This window comes from Halomonas sp. B23F22_20 (genome assembly GCF_043496985.1).
GTDB lineage: Bacteria > Pseudomonadota > Gammaproteobacteria > Pseudomonadales > Halomonadaceae > Halomonas.
Window position 1 is genome coordinate 143,802 of the sequence record NZ_JBIEKH010000001.1, and the last position, 16,885, is coordinate 160,686.

The 16,885-nt window shown below is 65.3% G+C and carries 15 protein-coding genes; 3 read left to right on the plus strand and 12 right to left on the minus strand.

The genetic code is table 11. The features are described from left to right. Window positions 1-129 precede the first annotated feature (129 nt). The 9 genes from ACGTN6_RS00650 to ACGTN6_RS00690 all read right to left on the minus strand — a co-directional run bounded on the left by ACGTN6_RS00650 (window position 130) and on the right by ACGTN6_RS00690 (window position 9,183). Window positions 130-351 carry a hypothetical protein gene (locus tag ACGTN6_RS00650; RefSeq protein WP_394589310.1) on the minus strand — a complete coding sequence of 74 codons (222 nt, stop codon included), beginning with the start codon at window positions 349-351 and terminating at the stop codon, window positions 130-132. Window positions 352-1,040: 689 nt separating this feature from the next. Beyond that, on the minus strand, window positions 1,041-2,639 hold the full coding sequence (locus ACGTN6_RS00655; protein WP_394589311.1) for an isocitrate lyase: 1,599 nt from the start codon (window positions 2,637-2,639) through the stop codon (window positions 1,041-1,043). A 359-nt stretch (window positions 2,640-2,998) separates the two neighbouring features. Continuing rightward, a complete protein-coding gene (locus tag ACGTN6_RS00660) occupies window positions 2,999-3,430 on the minus strand; it encodes a GNAT family N-acetyltransferase (RefSeq protein WP_394589312.1) in 432 nt (143 codons plus the stop codon). 4 nt (window positions 3,431-3,434) lie between these two features. Further along, complete coding sequence (locus ACGTN6_RS00665) at window positions 3,435-4,610, minus strand: JmjC domain-containing protein (RefSeq protein ID WP_394589313.1); 1,176 nt, start codon at window positions 4,608-4,610, stop codon at window positions 3,435-3,437. 128 nt (window positions 4,611-4,738) lie between these two features. Next, on the minus strand, window positions 4,739-6,118 hold the full coding sequence (gene purB, locus ACGTN6_RS00670; protein ID WP_394589314.1) for an adenylosuccinate lyase: 1,380 nt from the start codon (window positions 6,116-6,118) through the stop codon (window positions 4,739-4,741). A 44-nt stretch (window positions 6,119-6,162) separates the two neighbouring features. Next, a complete protein-coding gene (hflD, locus tag ACGTN6_RS00675) occupies window positions 6,163-6,804 on the minus strand; it encodes a high frequency lysogenization protein HflD (protein ID WP_394589315.1) in 642 nt (213 codons plus the stop codon). Further along, window positions 6,801-7,913, minus strand: a complete 1,113-nt coding sequence (gene mnmA, locus ACGTN6_RS00680) for a tRNA 2-thiouridine(34) synthase MnmA (RefSeq protein WP_394589316.1) — start codon at window positions 7,911-7,913, stop codon at window positions 6,801-6,803. The genes hflD and mnmA overlap by 4 nt, the downstream gene beginning before the upstream one ends. Before the next feature lie 176 nt (window positions 7,914-8,089). Next, window positions 8,090-8,539, minus strand: a complete 450-nt coding sequence (locus ACGTN6_RS00685) for an NUDIX domain-containing protein (protein ID WP_394589317.1) — start codon at window positions 8,537-8,539, stop codon at window positions 8,090-8,092. Then, window positions 8,536-9,183, minus strand: coding sequence for a pseudouridine synthase (locus tag ACGTN6_RS00690; protein WP_394589318.1), 648 nt, complete (start codon window positions 9,181-9,183; stop codon window positions 8,536-8,538). The genes ACGTN6_RS00685 and ACGTN6_RS00690 overlap by 4 nt, the downstream gene beginning before the upstream one ends. A gap of 277 nt (window positions 9,184-9,460) precedes the next feature. Between ACGTN6_RS00690 and ACGTN6_RS00695 the strand changes: the two genes are divergently transcribed. From ACGTN6_RS00695 to clpA, 3 genes are all read left to right on the plus strand, one after another. Beyond that, window positions 9,461-11,695 (plus strand): NADP-dependent isocitrate dehydrogenase, encoded by a 2,235-nt coding sequence (locus ACGTN6_RS00695; protein WP_394589319.1) that lies wholly within the window; start codon window positions 9,461-9,463, stop codon window positions 11,693-11,695. 216 nt (window positions 11,696-11,911) lie between these two features. Beyond that, window positions 11,912-12,274 carry an ATP-dependent Clp protease adapter ClpS gene (gene clpS, locus ACGTN6_RS00700; protein WP_394589320.1) on the plus strand — a complete coding sequence of 121 codons (363 nt, stop codon included), beginning with the start codon at window positions 11,912-11,914 and terminating at the stop codon, window positions 12,272-12,274. A 135-nt stretch (window positions 12,275-12,409) separates the two neighbouring features. Then, window positions 12,410-14,686, plus strand: coding sequence for an ATP-dependent Clp protease ATP-binding subunit ClpA (clpA, locus tag ACGTN6_RS00705; RefSeq protein ID WP_394589321.1), 2,277 nt, complete (start codon window positions 12,410-12,412; stop codon window positions 14,684-14,686). A gap of 288 nt (window positions 14,687-14,974) precedes the next feature. On the opposite strand, the gene infA is transcribed toward clpA, so the two are convergent. The 3 genes from infA to aat form a co-directional block, all read right to left on the minus strand. Next, window positions 14,975-15,193: a translation initiation factor IF-1 gene (gene infA, locus ACGTN6_RS00710; protein ID WP_013332816.1), complete on the minus strand. Its 219-nt coding sequence runs from the start codon at window positions 15,191-15,193 to the stop codon at window positions 14,975-14,977. Window positions 15,194-15,317: 124 nt separating this feature from the next. Beyond that, entirely contained in the window at window positions 15,318-16,055 is a 738-nt protein-coding gene (locus tag ACGTN6_RS00715; protein WP_394589322.1) for an arginyltransferase, read from the minus strand. Then, window positions 16,045-16,821 carry a leucyl/phenylalanyl-tRNA--protein transferase gene (aat, locus tag ACGTN6_RS00720; RefSeq protein ID WP_394589323.1) on the minus strand — a complete coding sequence of 259 codons (777 nt, stop codon included), beginning with the start codon at window positions 16,819-16,821 and terminating at the stop codon, window positions 16,045-16,047. Before aat ends, ACGTN6_RS00715 begins: the two co-directional genes overlap by 11 nt. Window positions 16,822-16,885: the final 64 nt, after the last annotated feature.

The window sequence follows — 16,885 nt, forward strand, 5'->3', positions numbered from 1 at the left end:
CGTAGTAGTGCACTCACTCTGCGGTGTCGAGATGCCGCATCCGTTTTCGCGCTATTCCCATCAAAAAGCCCACCCGCGCCTGACGGCGGGGTGGGCAGGAGATTGGTCGGTGAATGAGTGAACGGGCGTTTATTCTTCCTCGTCCAGCGGCTGGGCCTCGCCGGCCAGCACTTCGTTCCAGGCGTCGTCGAGCGAGTAGCCCACACGATCGTCGATGGTATCGATCACCTTGACGGCGTGCTGCAGAGACTCCCGATTTCCCTTCAGGGCCAGCACGAGCTTGGCCAGATCCTGCTTGGTGAACGTGCTGGCAATGAGGTCGGCTTGTTGGCTCAGTTCGATGCAGTTCATGTGTAACACCTCTTGATTAAGGCCATTCGCCGTTTTGGATGTCGGCTCGCCAGAGCCCGCCATCCGCGATGGCATTGTTGTGTGCTTGCTACTCATGCCGGGCCGGGTAAGTGCCCGATGCTGCAATTGCGAAGTGGTCACAAGCTTGGTCAGACCATCGCCTCTGGCGCCAGGATCCTCTATAAAAGCGCCTTGGTGTGTAGCCCAGTGCAGGATCGCGAATCGGGGTAACGACACTCTTGCCTGCTCTGTAAGTTGACTATGGTGCAGGACAGCAAGCATCACCATGCCTCATTGGGTGCACGCCGGGTTGTAGCCCGACTACATCGCGTCCGAAATACACGGATTGCTGTCATGGGATTTCACGTGGGCGGCGCAAAGCGGCCGACGCCGGGTGGGACGTCGCTCGGGCGTACGTTGCATTCATGGAGCCGCAGCCAGAATTCTGGCGACTGATCCTGGTGCCGATAGCACGCCGGCAGGGGGATGGCAGGGGACCCGGTAGGCCCATGGCGGCAGCGAGAGTCGGCGTGTCGCTCACCCTGGCGGTGTGGGTAGTTGAAAAGGGAGGGTGGCTGAGAGGGTAAGTCGGCTGAAAGGATGCAGTGGCGTGGATTCGCCTGGTGGGAGCTCGAAGACGGCACAAAAAAGGGGAGGCACGGCCTCCCCAGGGATCTCGACAGTGTCGCTCAGCCGAACTGGTTCATGGTGTTGTCCTTGCCACCGGCTTTCAGGGCCGCCTCGCCGTGGAAGAACTCCTTGTGGTCGTCGCCGATATTGGAGCCGGCCATGTCCTGGTGCTTGACGGTGGCGATGCCCTCGCGGATCTCGCGGCGCTGGACGCCCGCCACGTAGGCCAGCATGCCCTCGTCGCCGAAGTAACCCTTGGCCAGGCTGTCGGTGGACAGGGCCGCGGTGTGGTAGGTGGGCAGGGTGATCAGGTGATGGAAGATGCCTGCCTCACGCGCCCCGTCGCGCTGGAAGTTCTGGGTCCATTCGTCGGCCAGTCGACCCAGCTCGGTGTCGTCGTACTCGGCGCTCATCAGCCGGGCGCGATCATAGGCGGAGACATCACGGCCCTCGGCCTCCCAGGCGTCGAATACCTGCTGGCGGAAGTTCAGGGTCCAGTTGAAGGACGGCGAGTTGTTGTAGACCAGCTTGGCGTCCGGGCAGACCTCGCGGATGCGATCCACCATGCCCTTGATCTGGCCGACGTGGGGCTTCTCGGTCTCGATCCACAGCAGGTCGGCACCGTTCTGCAGGCTGGTGATGCAGTCCAGCACCACCCGGTCCTCGCCGGTGCCCGGCTTGAACTGGTAGAGGCCGGAGGCCAGGCGCTTGACCTTGACCAGCTTGCCGTTCTGCTTGATCACCACGTCGCCGTTGGCGATATCGTCCGCCGAGGCGATCTCGTCGCCGTCCAGGTAGCTGTTGTACTGGTCGCCCAGGTCGCCAGGCTCCTTGGTCACGGCAATCTTCTGGGTCAGCCCGGCTCCCAGGGAGTCGGTGCGGGCGACGATGACGCCATCTTCCACGCCGAGCTCCAGGAAGGCATAGCGCACGGCGTTGATCTTGGCGATGAAGTCCTCGTGGGGCACGGTGACCTTACCATCCTGGTGCCCGCACTGCTTCTCGTCGGAGACCTGGTTCTCGAGCTGGATGCAGCAGGCGCCGGCTTCGATCATCTTCCTGGCCAGCAGGTAGGTGGCCTCGGCGTTGCCGAAGCCGGCGTCGATATCGGCGATGATCGGCACCACGTGGGTCTCGTGGGCGTCGATCCTGGCGATCAGCTCGTCGGCCCGGGCCTGGTCACCGGCTTGCTTGGCCGCCTCGAGGTCGCGGAACAGGTGGTTGAGCTCCCAGCTGTCGGCCTGGCGCAGGAAGGTGTAAAGCTCCTCGATCAGTGCCGGTACGCTGGTCTTCTCGTGCATCGACTGGTCGGGCAGCGGACCGAACTCGGAGCGCAGCGCGGCGACCATCCAGCCCGAGAGGTAGAGGTAGCGGCCCTTGGTATGGCCAAAGTGCTTCTTGATGGAGATCATCTTCTGCTGACCGATGAAGCCGTGCCAGCAGCCCAGCGACTGGGTGTACTGCGAGGTGTCGGCGTCGTAGGCCGCCATGTCCTCGCGCATGATTCGGGCGGTGTAACGGGCGATGTCCAGGCCGGTCTGGAAGCGGTTCTGGAGACGCATCCGAGCGGTATGTGCCGGGTCGATGTTGTCCCATTTGCCGCGCTGGGCCTCGCGGAGCTGGGCCAGGGTCTTGAGTTGGTCGTTGTATGTTGCCATGGAGCCGTCCTCTTCTGCAGGGGAGTCGAGCCGGGGGCCAGGGCGGCGTTGCCGCCGTGGCACACCTCGACGAAGTGTGATGCTGCAACTGCGAAGTCTCGTTCAGGTTCGTCCGCTTCCCCGAGCCTGTCTCTAGGGCCTTGGTCGAACCTCAGCGGGTCGGAAAGCCTGGGTTGACTACATGAACAAGTGTTCGTTTTCAGGCCTTCCCTGTTCGCCTTGGCATTCACTATGGGCCGTCATGGCGCGGCTCAACAATTGATCCTTGGGGGCAGAGAGGGTTGTAGCCCGACTACAGGAGTAGGCCGGAAAGCGCTTTTCCTGTAGTCGAATTTCCTGGCAGGGGGGCGGAAGGAGGGTCAGGCGTTGAGGTCAAGAACCATGTTGCGGTGCGGAATTCCGGCGTCCTGGAAGGTCTCGCCATGGGCCGCGAAGCCCAGGCGTTCGTAGAAGGCCAGGGCGTGAGTCTGGGCGGCGAGTTCCACGCTCGAAAAGCCGCGGTGACGGGCGGCAACGATCGCGGCCTGCATCAACGCCAGCCCGATACCCAGGCCGCGGGCTTCCGCCAGCACGGCGACGCGACCGATATGACCGTCGGGCAGCAGCCGGGCGGTGCCCACGGTGCGGCCATCGACGCGGGCGAGGAAGTGCACGCACTCCGGGTCGCGGCCGTCCCATTCCTCGTCTCGGGGTACGGCCTGTTCCTCGATGAAGACCACGCGGCGGATCTCGCCGGCCGCCTCTCCAAGGCTGGCCCAGTCGCCTTCGCGAATCTCGATGTCGCGGCTCATGGGGTCACTCCTCTTCATCTTGCCACCAGCAAAGGCTGCCGGCGTCGAGCAGGTGGGTCAGTACGCGCGGGGCGTCGTCGAAGGTCAGTAGCTCGGCGTCCACTGGCTCGCTGCCCGCCAGGGCGCGGGCCAGGGCGATCGAGCACGCGAGGCCATCGCCGTCGACGAACAGCGTGGCGTGCTCGTCGTCCCGCGCCCGCCAGGCGAAGCGCGAGCCGGGGCTGCGCTCCAGCGTCTCGCCGCCCTGTAGTGCGGCGACAAGCTCGTCGGGGTCGGTAGGCGTCTCGCTGGCCACCAGCTGGTCGACGTATTTGGGTTGGGTCATCACGCGGCCGAACCACTGGGCCAGCTGGGCTGGATCGTCGAGGGTCTCGAGGATCAGTGCGCGCATGCGCGCAAGCGAGGCGTCGTCGAGCTCGGCTGGATCGGCGGGCGGCGCCATGCCGGCGTCGGCGTAGCGCAGCGAGGGCGGCAGCTGCTCGCCGATGTAGTCGGCGTAGGAGGTCACGGCCTCGTCGGCGGAGGGGGCGCGGAAGCCCACCGAGAAAGTCATGCAGTCGCTGGATTGGCTGACGCCGTGGTGGGCCCAGCCCGGCGGCAGGTAGAGCATGTCGCCCGGTTCCAGCACCCAGTCGGCGTCGGCCTCGACCTCGAAGGTCTCGAGGATGCGCAGGTCGATGCCCGGGACGATCGGGGCGTCGTCGGAGGCCTTGCCGCCGAGCTGCCAGCGGCGCTGGCCGCTGGCCTGGAGCAGGAAGACGTCGTACTGGTCGACGTGGGGGCCGACGCTGCCGCCGGGCGGCGCGTAGCTGACCATGATGTCGTCGAGGCGCCAGCTGGGCAGGAAGTCGAAGGCCTCGAGCAGTTCGGCGACCTCGGGCACGTAGTGGTCCACGGCCTGGACGAGCAGGGTCCAGTCGCGTTCGGGCAGGCGCGCGAAGGTGGCCTCGTCGAAGGGGCCGTGGCTGACCTGCCAGGGGCCGTCGGGGCCGTTCTCCTCGACCAGGCGGGCCTCGATGTTGTCCTCGCAGGCCAGCCCGGCGAGCTCGTCGGGCTCGAGGGGGCTCTGGAAGTCGGGGATGGCGCCGCGGATCAGCAGCGGGCGGCGCTGCCAGTGGTCGTGCAGGAAGTCGGCGGCGGTGCGGCCGCCGAGCAGTTGCAGCGGGGAATCGGATGACATGGGGCTACCTGGGCGTTGTGGTTTCAAGAACCATGGGGAGAGAGCCGTAAGCTATAAGCTGTAAGCCATAAGATAAACCCCCGCGCTAGCGGGGGTTGTCTCCTGACTCGGCACTCGGCACTCGGCACTTACAGCTTGCGCGCCTGGGCCTCGGCGTTGCCGATGTAGTTGGCCGGGGTCAGCTGCTTGAGTTCGGCCTTGACGGTCTCGGGCAATTCCAGCGTGTCGATGAAGGCGGCGAAGCCGGCCTGATCGATGCGCTTGCCGCGGGTCAGTTCCTTGAGCTTCTCGTACGGCTTCTCGATGCCGTAGCGGCGCATCACGGTCTGGATCGGCTCGGCCAGCACTTCCCAGCTGTTGTCCAGATCCTCGGCCAGGCGAGCCGGGTTGGCCTCGAGCTTGCCGATGCCCTTCAGCGAGGCCTGGTAGGCCACCAGCGCGTAGGCCATGCCGACACCCAGGTTGCGCAGCACGGTGGAGTCGGTCAGGTCGCGCTGCCAGCGAGAGATCGGCAGCTTCTCGGCCAGGTGGCCCAGCACGGCGTTGGCCAGGCCCAGGTTGCCCTCGGAGTTCTCGAAGTCGATCGGGTTGACCTTGTGCGGCATGGTCGAGGAGCCGATCTCGCCGGCGACCGTCTTCTGCTTGAAGTAGCCCAGCGAGATGTAGCCCCAGACGTCGCGGTCGAAGTCGATCAGCACGGTGTTGAAACGGCAGATGGCGTCGAACAGCTCGGCGATGTAGTCGTGCGGCTCGATCTGGGTGGTGTACGGGTTGAAGGTCAGGCCCAGGCCCTCGACGAAGGTGCGGGCGTTGGCCTCCCAGTCGACTTCCGGATAGGTCGCCAGGTGGGCGTTGTAGTTGCCTACGGCGCCGTTGATCTTGCCGAGCAGCTCCATGCCCTCGATCTGCTTGAGCTGGCGACGCAGCCGGTAGGCGACGTTGGCCATCTCCTTGCCCAGGGTAGTGGGGCTGGCGGTCTGGCCGTGGGTGCGCGACAGCATCGGCTGGGCAGCGTGCTCTTCGGCCAGGCGGGCTACCTCGTCGGCCACTTGGTGCATCACCGGCAGCAGAGCGTCCAGGCCGCCGCGCAGCATCAGCGCGTGGGACAGGTTGTTGATGTCCTCGCTGGTGCAGGCGAAGTGCACGAACTCGGTGATGGCATGCAGCTCGGGCGTTTCGGCGATGCGCTCCTTGATGAAGTACTCGACCGCCTTGACGTCGTGGTTGGTGGTGCGCTCGATCTCCTTGATGCGCTCGGCGTCTTCGACGGAGAAGTCGCGGACCAGGGCGTCCAGCGCCGCGGTGGCCTCGGCGGAGAGCGGCGGTACCTCGGTGATCTGCGGCTGCTCGGCCAGGCGCTGCAGCCAACGGGCCTCGACCACGACCCGGGCGCGGATCAGGCCGAACTCGCTGAAGTGCTCGCGCAGGGCCTCGGCCTTGCTGCCGTAGCGGCCGTCGACGGGAGAGAGAGCGGTGAGGGCGGTCAGGGGGAGTGACTTGGGCTGCATGGTCGCGTTCCGGGTAGGCGTGGTGGAGAAATCAGTGGGGAAAATCAGTTCAGCTCGTCTAGGGCCTTCTTGAGGGCGCCGCGCTGGAACATCAGCTTCCAGCGGCGGCCGCCCTGCTGGTGCCACAGCAGCGCGAAGCGAATGCCGGTCAGCAGGCAGGCGCGCACGCGCTCGGGCATCATGCGGCTCTGCAGCAGCGAGGGATCGCCCTGGACGACGATGCGGCTCTTGAAGGTGGAAATGGTGTCTTGGTAGGCCTCGCCGAGGCTAGCGATGACGTTCTCGTGGGTTTCGCCGAAGTGCTCGGCCTGGCCCTGGACGCGGGCCAGGCGAGTACCCAGGGTGTCCATCATGCCGTCGTCGCTTCTCAGCTTGCTCATCAGCATCAGCATCGAGAAGCCGTAGCGCATCACCACCGGGTTGGCCTGGCGGCGCCCCAGCATGCCCTCGAGGGCTTCGATGCCGCGGCGCAGGTTGTTGGGGTGGCCGCCGTAGATCGCCTCGAAGCTGGCCGGGGCGGTGTCCAGGGTGGCGTGGATCAGGGTGTCCCAGGCGCGCTGGTCGACATGGCCGGTCTTGGCCAGGTCGTCGACCAGGCTGGCGGCCTGGAAGACGCCGGCCAGCGCCAGGGCCTGGCGGGCGATGGGCGACTCCGGCGCACGGTGGATGGGCGTGGTGTCGTTCATCGCGCGCTCTCCTCGGCATTCCAGGTGGCCTTGATGACGCCACCGCCCAGACAGATTTCGCCGTCGTAGAGCACCAGCGACTGGCCCGGCGTCACGGCGCGTTGCGGATCGTCGAAGCGTACCCTCACGCCGCCGTCCTCGGCCGTCTCGAAGCGGCAGGGCACGTCGGTCTGGCGATAGCGGGTCTTGGCGGTGAGGCGCCCCTCGGCGGCCGGCGGTTCGCCGGCGACCCAGTCCATCGGCTCGGTGATCAGGCTGTCGGTATAGAGCAGCGGATGATGCTTGCCCTGCACGGCGACCAGCACGTTGCGCTCGAGATCCTTGGCGGCCACGAACCAGGGGGCGTCCGAATAGTCGGCGAGCCCGCCGATGCCGAGCCCCTGGCGCTGGCCGAGGGTGTAGTACATCAGCCCCATGTGCTCGCCGATGACGTCGCCGTCGGGCGTTTCGATGGTGCCGGGCTGGGCGGGCAGGTATTGCTGCAGGAAGTCACGGAAGCGGCGCTCGCCGATGAAGCAGATGCCGGTGGAGTCCTTCTTGCGCGCGGTCACCAGGTCATGGCGCTCGGCCAGGGCGCGCACCTCGGGCTTCTCCAGCTCGCCGACCGGGAACAGGGTGCGGGCGATGGCGGCCTCGGGCACGGCGTGAAGGAAGTAGCTCTGGTCCTTGTTGGCGTCGAGTCCCTTGAGCAGCCGCGGGCGTCCGTCGCGGAGTCCCTCTCGGACGTAGTGGCCGGTGGCGATGCGCTCGGCGCCGAGCATCTCGGCATACTCCAGGAACACCTTGAACTTGATTTCGCGGTTGCAGAGGATGTCCGGGTTCGGCGTGCGGCCGGCCTGGTATTCGGCCAGGAAATGCTCGAAGACGTTGTCCCAGTACTCGGCGGCAAAGTTGGCGGTGTGCAGCTTGATGCCCAGCTTGGCGCACACGGCCTCGGCATCCGCCAGGTCCTCCTTGGCAGTGCAGTATTCGGTGCCGTCGTCCTCGTCCCAGTTCTTCATGAACAGGCCCTCGACATCGAAGCCCTGCTCGAGCAGCAGCAGGGCGGAGACGGAGGAATCGACGCCGCCGGACATGCCGACGATCACCTTGCCTTGGGTGGCTGTCATGACGCTCTCGGATTGGGTGGGTCGCAAATGGGGCGGGATTATACATCACTCGAGCGGGAAGCTCGAAGAGCGGCGCTCCGTCCGGAGCTTGAAGTCATAAGCTTGAAGCGGGAAGAAAATCCCTTGCCCCAATGATGGCAGGGGCATGCTGTCTTCCAGCTTCGCGCGAAGCGCGGCTATCGCTCGTGAATCGCGTCCATCGGGTAGAAGCGCCCGGCCAGGGCGTCTCGCACGCGTCGCATCACCAGCGGACTGTGCAGTCGGCCCTCGCGCTCCAGTGCCTCCAGTTCTTCCAGGGTCAGCCAGTGGGTGGCCAGTATCGCCGGGTCCAGGTCGTGGCCCAGATGAGCCAGCGCCATGCCGTAGAAACCGTGGCTGTGGAAGGTCTTGCCGTCCGGCGCCTCGAAGACATAGAGCCCCAGGTAGTCGCTGATGCCGACCTGCCAGGCGGTCTCCTCGCGGAGCTCGCGCAGGGCCGCGTCGCGAATTCGCTCGCCGGGCTCCAGGTGGCCGGCCGGCTGGTTGAATACGCTGTGCGGCCCGCCGCGGTCTTCCTCGACCATCAGGAAGCGGCCGGCGCGTTCGACCACCGTGGCCACGGTGACGAAGGGTTGCCAGCGGCTCATCGGCGCGTCCTCCCGTTGCGGCTCTTGCTGTTTCTGCGGCCGGCGTCCCGGTGGCCGGGGCTCCGGCGATCCGTGGGCGGTGTGGGTGCGTGCAGGGTCTCGTGACGCCACTCGCCGGGCGCGAGGCCATCGAGCGTCCAGGGGCCGATGGCGACCCGCACCAGGCGCAGGGTGGGATGGCCGACATGGGCCGTCATGCGACGCACCTGGCGGTTGCGGCCCTCGGAGATGGTGAGCTCCAGCCAGCAGGTGTCGGGATGACGCTTCGGATTCAGCGGTGGGGCGCGCTCGGGCAGGCCGCTCGCCTCGAGGCGGCGCACCTTGGCCGGCCGGGTCGGGCCATCCTTGAGCGTGATGCCCGCGCGCAGGGCCCTGAGGGCGGCATCGTCGGGCTCGCCTTCAACCTGCACGCGGTAGGTCTTGGGCTGCTTGTGACGCGGGTGGCTGATGCGGTGGATCAGCTCGCCGTCGTCGGAAAGCAGCAGCAGGCCCTCGGAGTCATGATCGAGTCGGCCTGCCGGATAGATACCGGGCACGTCGAGATAGTCGGCTAGGGTAGCGCGGGGCGTGCCCTCGGCGTTTTCCTTGTCGGTGAACTGCGAGAGGACGCGGTAGGGCTTGTGGAAGAGGTATAGGCGGCTCATGGGGGGTATCTTACCGCCAGGCGCGGCGGGATGGCAGGGTTCGTCCCGGATCCGGATTCATGCGTTGACGGCGGCGGGCTGGTATAATGCGCCTCGCTCGCCGGAGCGCCCTCGTCATTTTTGGATCTGGCGTGACCAGCCCCGAGGGATGGCCGATGCCTCGTTGCGACTGCTGTGCTGGGCTGTTCTCACCATGGTCCCTGTCTGTCAGACATCGTGAGCGAGCGCTACCGATCCCGTTTCATGCACCGCAGTGACCAGAGAGATCTACGCCAACATGTCAAAAACGCCGAAGATTATCTATACGCTGACCGACGAAGCGCCGGCCCTGGCGACCCATTCCCTGCTGCCGATCATCGACGCCTACACCGATTCTGCCGGCATCACCGTCGAGACCCGTGATATCTCCCTGGCCGGGCGTATCATCTCGCAATTTCCCGATGTCCTTTCCGAGGCGCAGCAGCTGGGCGATCACCTGGCCGAACTGGGTGAGCTGGCCAAGACCCCGGAAGCCAACATCATCAAGCTGCCCAACATCAGCGCTTCCGTGCCGCAGCTCAAGGCCGCCATCAAGGAACTGCAGGGTCAGGGTTATTCGCTGCCCGATTACCCGGACGAGCCGAGCGACGACGCCGAGCGCGACATCAAGGCGCGCTACGACCGCGTCAAGGGCAGCGCCGTGAATCCGGTACTGCGCGAGGGCAACAGCGACCGCCGCGCGCCGCGCTCGGTCAAGAACTATGCCCGCAAGTATCCGCACCGCATGGGCACATGGCAGGCCGATTCTCGCTCCCACGTCGCCCACATGAGCGAGGGAGACTTCTACGGCAGCGAGAAGTCCGCCGTGATCGGCGTCGATGGTGCGGTCAAGATCGAGCTGGTCGGCCAGGACGGCAGCGTCCGCGTGCTCAAGGAGCGCACCCCGGTGCTGGCCGGCGAGGTGATCGACGGTTCCATGATGAGCCGCAAGGCGCTGTCCGCTTTCGTCGCCGAGCAGATCGCCGACGCCAAGGCCCAGGGCGTGCTGTTTTCCCTGCACCTCAAGGCGACCATGATGAAGGTCTCTGACCCGATCATGTTCGGCATGGTGGTCGACGAGTTCTACCGCGACGTGCTCGAGAAGCACGCCGAGGCGCTGGAAGGGGTCGGCTTCGACGCCACCAATGGCATCGGCGATCTGTACGCCACCATCGCCAAACTGCCGGCCGACAAGCAGGCCGAGATCGAGGCCGACATCGAGGCGCTCTACGCCGAGCGCCCGAGCCTGGCCATGGTCGATTCCTATAAGGGCATCACCAACCTGCACGTGCCGAGCGACGTGATCATCGACGCCTCCATGCCGGCGATGATCCGCGACTCCGGCAAGATGTGGGGTGCCGACGACGCCCTGCACGACACCAAGGCGGTAATCCCGGATCGCTGCTACGCCGGCATCTATCAGGCCACCATCGAGGACTGCAAGAAGAACGGCGCCTTCGATCCGACCACCATGGGCAGCGTACCCAACGTCGGCCTGATGGCTCAAAAGGCTGAGGAGTATGGCTCCCACGACAAGACCTTCCAGATCCCCGCCGACGGCACCGTGCGTGTGACCGACGAGGCCGGCGAGGTGCTGTTCGAACACGCGGTGGAAGAGGGCGACATCTGGCGCATGTGCCAGACCAAGGATGCGCCGATCCGCGACTGGGTCAAGCTGGCCGTGTCCCGCGCCCGCGAGAGCGGCGCCCCGGCGGTGTTCTGGCTCGATGCCGAGCGTGCCCACGATGCTCAACTGATCAATAAGGTCGAGGCCTACCTCAAGGATCACGACACCGACGGTCTGGATATTCGCATCATGGCCCCGGTCGAGGCGATGGAGTTCTCGCTGGCGCGTATCCGCCAGGGCGAAGACACCATCTCGGTGACCGGCAACGTGCTGCGCGACTACCTGACCGACCTGTTCCCGATCATGGAGCTGGGCACCAGTGCCAAGATGCTGTCCATCGTGCCGCTGATGAACGGCGGTGGCCTGTTCGAGACCGGCGCCGGCGGCAGCGCGCCCAAGCACGTCCAGCAGCTGCTCGAGGAGAATCACCTGCGCTGGGACTCCCTGGGCGAGTTCCTGGCCCTGGCCGCGTCCCTGGAGCACCTGGGCAAGACCTTCGGTAATGCCCGTGCCCAAGTGCTGGCCAAGGCGCTGGACGATGCCAACGGCAAATTCCTCGACAGCAACAAGTCGCCGTCGCGTAAGGTGGGCGAGCTGGACAACCGTGGCAGCCACTTCTATCTGGCCATGTACTGGGCAGAGGCGCTGGCCGCCCAGGACGAGGATGCCGAGCTCAAGGTGCTGTTCGGCAAGCTTGCCGAGGAGCTGAACGCCAAGGAAGCGGCGATCGTCGAGGAACTCAATGGTGTGCAGGGGCAGTCGGTGGACATCGGCGGCTACTATCATGCCAACGGTGAGCTGGCTGATGCGGTCATGCGGCCCAGCCGGACCCTCAATGCTGCCCTGGAACTTGTGGCCAAGCGCTAAGCTGCGCAACCTGCGTCACAGGCACCGCGGTGTCCCGGCCCCCGCCTGCTCAAGGGCGGGGGCCGTTGCATTGAAGGACACTCCGGGCTATAGCAGGGTGGAAGCCTACGATGAACCCGCGAGCGCGCAGGGCGTCCAAATACGGTTGAGACGCCCCGCGCGCTCGGCTTGTCGATAGCGATAGTGAAGCTTATGTTCAAGACAGAGGAAGAGAGCATGGCGGTTCATTTCGCCCTGCCTCAAGCGGGGATGACGCGCCCTCCACAGCACGAGGAGGGCGACGACGGTGATCTGGCGGTACAATCGTCGGAACCGGAGCTGGCGCAGCCGCCGATGTACAAGGTGGTATTGCATAACGACGACTTCACCCCCATGGAGTTTGTCGTGGAGATTCTTCAGACGTACTTCAACATGGACAATGAAACCGCGGTGCAGGTCATGCTGGCGGTGCACACCCAAGGCAAGGCAACCTGTGGTGTGTTCACCCGCGATATCGCGGAAACCAAGAGCCACCAGGTCAACGAGTACGCTCGAGAGTGCCAGCATCCATTGCTGTGCGACATCGAGGCAACGGATTGACTCTCTTGATGGTCGAAGGGAGGAACCATCATCGTTGGTGTGCCGACTTGCAACGCCGATGTTTGTACCCGATGTTGATGATGCCGGACCCAGAAAGATCCGACGCAAGCCCTAAGCGGCGAGAAGGGGACTGCCATGCTGAGCAAAGAACTTGAACTGACCCTGAACACGGCATTTACCGTGGCGCGCTCGAAGCGCCACGAGTTCATGACCGTGGAGCACCTGCTGCTGGCGCTGCTCGACAATGCCTCGGCGGCGGACGTGCTGCGTGCCTGCGGGGCCAACCTCGACAAGTTGCGGTCCGACCTGCAGGATTTCATCAATTCCACTACGCCGCTGATTCCCGAGGATCAGGCCGACCGTGAGACCCAGCCGACGCTGGGCTTTCAGCGTGTCCTGCAGCGGGCCGTGTTTCACGTGCAGTCCTCTGGCAAGAGTGAGGTGACCGGTGCCAACGTGCTGGTGGCTATCTTCTCCGAGCAGGAGAGCCAGGCCGTTTACTTCCTCAAGCAGCAGAATGTGGCGCGGGTGGACGCCGTCAACTACATCGCTCACGGCATCTCCAAGGTCTCCGGCCACGGCCAGAGCCAGAGTTCGCCGTCGCCCGACGCCGAGGAAGCCGAAGAGGCGGGAAGCGAGCCGAGCGGCAATCCCTTGACCGGCTATGCCACCAACCTCAACGAACAGGCCCGGATGGGCAAGATCGACCCGTTGATCGGGCGCGATCACGAGCTCGAGCGGGTGGTGCAGATCCTGGCCAGGCGGCGCAAGAACAATCCGCTGCTGGTCGGCGAAGCCGGGGTCGGCAAGACCGCCATCGCCGAGGGTTTGGCCAAGCGTATCGTTGAGGAAGACGTCCCCGAGGTGATCGGCGACGCCGTGGTCTATTCGCTCGACATGGGCGCGCTACTGGCGGGCACCAAGTACCGCGGCGACTTCGAGAAGCGCCTCAAGAGTCTGCTGGCCGAGCTGCGCAAGCAGCCCAATTCCATCCTGTTCATCGATGAGATTCACACCGTGATTGGTGCCGGGGCGGCGTCCGGCGGTGTGATGGATGCCTCCAACCTGCTCAAGCCGCTGCTGTCCTCCGGTGAGCTGCGCTGCATCGGCTCCACCACCTTTCAGGAGTTCCGCGGCATCTTCGAGAAGGATCGTGCCCTGGCCCGCCGTTTCCAGAAGGTTGACGTCATGGCGCCCTCGGTGGAGGACACCATCCGTATCCTCAAGGGGCTGCGTTCGCGCTTCGAGGAGCATCACCACCTGAAGTACACCGATGCCGCGCTGGAGAGCGCCTCGCGGCTGGCGGATCGCTATATCAATGACCGCCACCTGCCGGACAAGGCCATCGACGTGATCGACGAGGCCGGTGCCCACCAGCGGCTGCTGCCGCCCGAGGTGCGTGTCGACACCATCGACGTTGACCAGGTCGAGGCGGTGGTGGCGTCCATCGCACGGATTCCGCCGAAGAGCGTCTCCAGCTCCGATCGCAAGCTGCTGGCCAACATTGATCGCGACCTCAAGATGCTGGTGTTTGGCCAAGACGAGGCGATCGACAGCCTGGCGGCGGCCATCAAGCTGTCACGGGCCGGGCTCAAGTCGCCGGACAAGCCGGTGGGCAGCTTCCTGTTCGCCGGCCCCACCGGGGTCGGCAAGACCGAAGTGGCCCGCCAGCTTGCCCATATCATGGGCATCGACCTGGTGCGCTTCGACATGTCCGAATACATGGAGCGACACACCGTATCTCGGCTGATCGGTGCACCTCCGGGCTATGTCGGCTATGACCAGGGCGGGCTGCTGACCGAGGCCATCACCAAGCAGCCGCACTGCGTGCTGCTGCTCGACGAGATCGAGAAGGCTCACCCCGAGGTCTTCAACCTGCTGCTGCAGGTGATGGACCACGGCCGGCTGACCGACAACAACGGTCGGGAGGCGGACTTCCGTCACGTGATCTTGATCATGACCTCCAACGCCGGGGTCGAGCTGGCCACGCGGCGTTCCATCGGCTTCCAGACTCAGGATCACTCCACCGATGCCATGGAGGCCATCCGCAAGACCTTCACCCCGGAGTTTCGCAACCGGCTCGATGGCATCATCCAGTTTCACTCGTTGCCCACCGAGGTGGTTCGCAATGTGGTCGACAAGTTCCTGGTCGAGCTCCAGGCGCAGCTCGACGAGAAGCGCGTCCAGCTCGATGTGGACGAGGCGGCCCGGGACTGGCTGGCCGAGAAGGGCTACGATCCCGATATGGGGGCGAGGCCCATGGCCAGGCTGATCCAGGAGAAGCTCAAGAAGCCGCTGGCCGAGCTGATCCTGTTCGGCGAGCTCGCCGAGCATGGTGGGATAGTGCATGTCAGCGTCGAAGGGGACGAACTGCACCTGGCTTCGGAGTCTGAGCTGGCCGACGCGCCCTGACGCGGTGCGTCGTCAGCTTCCGTCAGCCCCTGCAACGCCCTGTCTTCGGATGGGGCGTTGCTCGTTCGGGGCCGTCGAGAAGAGAGGGCAGGGCTGTCCAGCGGCGGGGGCGCATCGGGCCTGGCCCGACGCCTTCCTGTGAGAGCGGCGGACTCATTCGCGGGCGAAGCACGAAGCAGGGCGGGGCGCCGCCGGGGCGCAGAGGCCTGAGTCGAAGTGATGCTCAGCGCCTGTGGCGAGCACCGCCGGCGGTCAAGGTGTCGAGCGCAGCAGTAAAGCAGCGTTCCCTTAGCGGGAACGGTAGACGATGCGGCCTTTGGACAGGTCGTAGGGCGTCAGCTCGACCTTGACCTTGTCGCCGGTCAGGATGCGGATGTAGTTCTTGCGCATCTTGCCCGAGATATGGGCAGTCACCACATGGCCGTTCTCGAGTTCGACACGGAACATGGTGTTGGGCAGCGTGTCGACGACGACGCCTTCCATTTCGATATGGTCTTCGCGTGCCATATAGGCGGTTCCTCGCTGGTGATAACAAACAGCGGCACGAGATGCGGCTGAGCCGCTCGTGCCGATCAGGATAGCGCGATATTGTGCCGCATGCCGGGCGTCAAGGCAAAAAAGCGATGCCTTTTCAGCAAGGGATCAGGCGTCGCCAGTGCCTTCCCTCGAGCAGTTCGAGGGGCTCGAACGCCTGCTTGTAGGCCATCTTGCGGCATTCCCGGATCCAGTAACCGAGATAGACATGGGGTAACCCCAATGAGCGGGCGCGTTCCACCAGCGCCAGTACCGCGTAGGTGCCGAGCGAGCGACGGGTGAACTCATCGCCCGGGTCGAAGAAGGTATAGATGGCCGACAGACCATGCTCGAGCTGGTCGAAGGCCGAGACGGCTAACAGCCGCCCGTCGAGGCGCAGTTCGAGCAGGTGGGCGTAGTTCTGGTCCAGAGTCAGGAAGGTTCGGTATTGCTCATGGCTCGGCGGGTACATGTCGCCGTCGGCATGCCGAGTACGGATATAGTGGGCATACAGCGCGTAATGCTCAGGGTCGAACAGCGCCGGGCGCACATGCATCTCGAGATCGGTGTTGCGGCGGTAGAGCTTGCGCTGGGTGCGGTTGGGCGTAAAGGCGTCGACCGGGATGCGTACCGAGATGCAGGCACTGCAGCCCTCGCAGTGCGGGCGATAGAGATGGCGCCCGCTACGACGGAAGCCGAGCAGCGCCAAGGCATCGTAGACGCCGACGCCGGGCGATTCCTGAGGATCCAGGAACAGGGTGGTGGCCTCGCGATCCTCGAGGTAGCTGCAGGCGTGTGGCACGGTCAGGAAGAACCGTAGATCGCGAATCGGCTGGCGAGGGGTGTTACTGCTCAAGGCGACCGCCTCCTCTGGCTCCGGGGGGCATCTGTCTCGCGGTGTCGAGGCGTTCGAACGACCATGCCGGCGGCGGAATGGCGCCGGGTACATCACCCTGAGCGTCCGGCATTTCGTCCAGCCACTGTTCAAGATAGCCGATGAATTCGACCCGAGCGATGTCGCGGGCGCCGAGGCTCGACAGGTGGGCGGTATGCATCTGGCAGTCGATCAGCTTCCCGCCCTCGGCGGCCATGGCGCGAGCGAGTGCCACCAGCGCTACCTTGGAAGCATCGGGGACCCGCGAGAACATCGACTCGCCGAAGAACACCGGCCCCAGGGCGACGCCGTAGAGGCCGCCGACCAGCTCGCCTGCCTGCCAGACTTCCACTGAGTGGGCCGCTCCCAAGTCGTGCAGCCGGCCGTAAGAGGTCGCCATCTCGTCGGTGATCCAGGTGCCTGGCTGGCCGCGGCGTGGCGAGGCGCAGGCCGCGATGACGGCGTCGAAGGCGTGGTCGCCGGTGATCGTGAACCCGCCGTTGCGCAGTCGTTTGGCCAGGCTGCGGCGTACCCGGATCTCGCTGGGAAACAGTACCATTCGCGGGTCGGGGCTCCACCACAGAATGGGCTGGCCCTCGCTGTACCAGGGGAAGATGCCGTGGCGATAGGCGGTGAGCAGCCAGGCTGGGCTGAGGTTGCCGCCGGCGGCGAGCAGGCCGCCTGGGTCGTCAAGGGCGGTGCCCACCGGAGGGAAGTGAACGGGGTGCTCGGGGAGCCAGGGCAGCATGGTGTGGATGTCCTCGCGACGGGGAGGCCCCAGTTTGACGGTCCCGCTGGTGGGGCTCAAGTCA